The sequence below is a fragment of the uncultured Nitrospira sp. genome, assembly GCA_902500695.1.
Classification (GTDB): Bacteria; Nitrospirota; Nitrospiria; order Nitrospirales; family UBA8639; genus Nitrospira_E.
Genome location: CABVRQ010000027.1, coordinates 40,956 through 44,870 on the forward strand (window position 1 = coordinate 40,956; position 3,915 = coordinate 44,870).

A 3,915-nucleotide genomic window follows, 5' to 3' on the forward strand; every position below is an offset into this window, starting at 1 on the left:
GTACAGCTATAGAGATTGTTGGGGAAATTAATTTGGGTTCCTTTCTCCAACGCCTCACGAATAGAGCCATATTCTCCGAGGTTCTTCTTTTTGCGTTACACCCTACAACCTCTCAATCCGCCACGCTTCTCTTTCAGTCCGACTCCAAAGAATTTTCGTGGGATGACTTGAAAGAACGGGCTCACCCCGTGACATCCCAATCCTGGTTAGGGAATCTCTTGAATCCAAACCCTGCTCCCCCTCACCAGGAAGTCGAGCATCACCTTACCGTGGCAGACAATCATTTTCTTTTCCAAGTCCCTGGGCAATCCTACCAAGGGTTCAGTCACCCTATCCTCCTGCCAGGGGAATTAACAGGTAAGTGGGTTCTGGTGGGATTGGTAAAGGATGCCACGTTCACCAATGATACCCTGGCCATCTCCTCTACACTTCTTCTGGGGGTGATGATCGGATTTTTGGGCCTGGTCATCGCCATACCTCTGTTTCATTTAAAAATCTTAAATCCTACTGACCCTCTTCGCCTAACTCATCTACTTGGGCTCGTATTATCGGCTCTCTTGGGGACCGGGCTGGTTACTTTCTTAGCCCTGGACACCACTATTTATTGGGAGGGAAAACAGTCCCTCCAACTTCACTTGGAAGAATCCGCCCAGACTATTAAAAACAGATTTAGTGCCGAACTGCTCTCTGTTTTATCCACGCTCGAACAATTTGATCACAGTGACTACCTCCAGAAGGACTTCCATGCAGTTACCACACCACCAGCAAACTCGAAAGAGGTCGGCTTACGACCAGTCTTGTTAGATGGCCACATCCAAAAAGAATGTGATTCCAAGAGAATACGGCCCGTCAACGCCCTATCCACCAGCAAGAAGATTTGTCCTCCAGAAAATATATCCCATTCGCCTGAACAACCTTGGTATTACACCGACTTTCTCTACGCCTTCTGGATGGATCCTGAAGGATCGCTCCGAATTAATTGGGCCAGAGACACCTTCACGGGGAAACCTGCCCAAGGAATGACCGACAACATTTCCTTAGGAAAGCGACAGTATGTAAGCGCCGTCACCCAGCACCCCACACAACTTTGGCAATGGCCTAAATCCCCGTCAGAAGACTCTTTCCAATCGTTTTATTCTTTTTTCCTACAACCGATTACTTCCTGGACAACCGGGTTGAATACCGTCGTCGCCTCTATGCCTAGTAGGCTTGGCCAACAAGAATCACGTGGGAAATGGGTGGCGGCTATAGAATTCAAATTGGTCTCACTCATGGATAATTTAGTGCTTCCTCCTGATGCTGGGTTTGCCGTGATCGATGAGACGGACCATCGGGTGTTGTTTCACTCAGAACAGAGGCGGAATCTTCAAGAAATGTTTCTCATCGAGACAGATGAGAATTCGACTTTACGAGATCTTCTGGCCGCAAGAACAGCCGGACATACGGAGGGCTCTTATTGGGGGAAACCAACCAGTTTTTACGTTCTCCCCCTATCGCCAGTACCATGGTCACTGGTGGTGTTTCGGGATATGGAAATCCTTCGATCCGTAAACCTCGTGGGACTTCTGGTGGCAGGAAGTCTGTATAGCTTGTGGTCTTTGGTCGTCTATTGGCTTCTTTGGATTCTGCTGAAAGGTCAAAACCGACACCGGAAAGCTCCCTGGTTGTGGCCAAACCGGGGGAACCATCTTTTCTACCGAACTATCTTGATTCATAATTTGGGATGGTTTCTGCTTGGCACGATTGGAATTTTTTGGTGTGCGGGAAACCCTGGTTGGCAATTAAGTATCGGACTGCTCGTTCCAATGTTATGTGCGGGAGGAATAATCGCCCTCACCATGACACATTGCCAGCCACCATCTTTGCCAACAACGGACCAAGCCCAATCTTTCTTACCAGGTCAAAAATTATCCCTATTGGCGTTTCCCAATAGTTATTCATTGATGTTGACGTCCTGTCTGCTCCTTTTAGGAGTAATTCCCGCTTATGGATGTTTTTCCAGTATTTTCCATCAAGAAATCACGCTTTTTTCCCAATACCAACTATTGGAAACCTTTAAAAGTTTTCAGGTCTCCGGGAAAATTCCCATTTCCCGTTCCGAATGGGAACACTCATCCTCCATTAATGGGGTGGGTTTCCCAGAAAATTGTGTAAAAGAGACGACACCGCCATCAACAGGTTCCGTAGATACCGTGAGCCAATACTCCCTGGGATTCTATCCAGACTTTTTTCTTAACACGTCTTGGGATCTGTGTCCCGAAGGAAGCCCGTTTCCTGCAGAGGGCCATGGACGTTTCGAGAGATTGTTTGCCCTTCTGAGTAAACCTTTCACCCCGCTTCTCAAACACGTTTCCCTGTGGGGATTTGTGGGGGATTCTTGGCCACAGGCCAAAAATAATGAGGACATTCAATGGGATAAAAACAATGGCCGGGTATTTCTCTATTCCCAGCTACGGCCCCCAGTGGGCGCTAATCACATCCGGTACCTTCGATTAGGAGGGAACATCAGCTTAACCCCATGGTTCCTAAACGGGAGCCTTCCCGAGATCAGCAATCTGACAATCGGAAAATTTCTATGCTATTTGCTGATGCTAGGATTCGTGTGGTCTTGGTTACGCAAGGTTCCAAAATTTATTGCGGATCGCGCCCTGTTCCTGTCGTATAGTACCCCAATGGTCTCCACGCTTTCGTCCCTCTTTCCCACCGAGTCACCAGAACTCATGATGAACCGTCTTCTTATTGGATTTCCTGGACAGGGGAAAACACACTTTCTCACCACCCACTCAAAAGACTTAAACATGAACCATCCCGGTGTGCTGTATTTTGATCTAAAAGCCCATTCACCCGACCAATGGCAGGGGGCTCTTATTTCCCGCATACAGGAAAAATATCGACAGAACATCCAAAACATTCACGTGATCCTTGACCATCTGGATTATCAATGGAAAGATCCTGGCATCAATAAACAAAAGTTGGAATTCTTGGAATTCTTTTTCAACATACCCTCAAGAGTAGAACAGCGCCCCGCGGGAAACCAAGAAAAGCAATCACTGGTGACGGAGGTTCGAGGCAAGGTTCAACCAACGACCGTCACCACAAAAATTCCTTCGCCTACCTAACCAGGGAGTTCTGTCATGTCAGCCATTGCCAACACACCACGGGTTTCCACCACGATTCTTTCGAATGTCAATCCGTTAACGTTCCCATTTGATACGCCAGAGACCAAACACAGTCTTCCGCAAACCCGGTGGCATGCCATCTGGGGAGCCTTTGCCATGATGTACATTCGGACAACTTCTCCTTCTACCGAGGCCACCCCCAAGGCTACAAACACCTTGGATGAACTATTACTGGAAGAATGCGGAGAAACCCCGGTTCTTCACAATTTCGCCACCACGTTCAAAAAATATGTTCTGTCTCAAAGCGGCACCGCCGACCGACACCATTCCCATGAGTCCGTCAGAGCCTCCATCCTCCAAATGGCCCAACCCTATTACGAAGAAATTTGGCAGTCCTTAACGGTGGAGGAACAACTCGCATTATTTCATTTATCCCGAGATCGTTTTATTCATGTGGGACACCCCGGTCTAGACCCCTTGCTTCGGAAAGGGCTCGTCCAATTTAATCCGGATTTGCGGATCATGAATGCCAGTTTTCGAAAATTCGTTCAGATAGTTAGCGTACGCGATGAGCTACACCAACAAGAGGCCCAAAAGGGTAATAGTGTCTGGAACGCGCTAAAAGTGCCCGTAGGAATTGGGCTCGCAACGATTATCGTCGCGTTAATTCTTACCCAGGAAGAATTGCGGACGGCCCTCCCTGCCGTAATTGCCTTGCTTCCTCTTCTCCTTCAGGGCATCCCGGACCTCGCCAAAGAGAAAGGCAAGCTCTCCTAAATCCTATACCATCAGCGAT

Annotated in this window: 2 protein-coding genes; both read left to right on the top strand. The window is 48.1% G+C overall.

Features of this window, described 5'->3' with window-relative positions; all coding sequences use genetic code 11:
• Positions 1–3,119 (top strand): hypothetical protein (locus AAH187_RS08955; protein ID WP_342348109.1); only part of this gene is annotated, 3,119 nt, incomplete at its 5' end.
• A 15-nt stretch (positions 3,120–3,134) separates the two neighbouring features.
• Complete coding sequence (locus tag AAH187_RS08960) at positions 3,135–3,896, top strand: hypothetical protein (RefSeq protein ID WP_342348110.1); 762 nt, start codon at positions 3,135–3,137, stop codon at positions 3,894–3,896.
• Positions 3,897–3,915 lie beyond the last annotated feature (19 nt).

What these genes read in the sequence shown, in the direction of transcription:
- AAH187_RS08960 (WP_342348110.1), top strand. Translation starts at nt 3,135, where the DNA reads ATGTCAGCCATTGCCAACACACCACGGGTTTCCACCACGATTCTTTCG.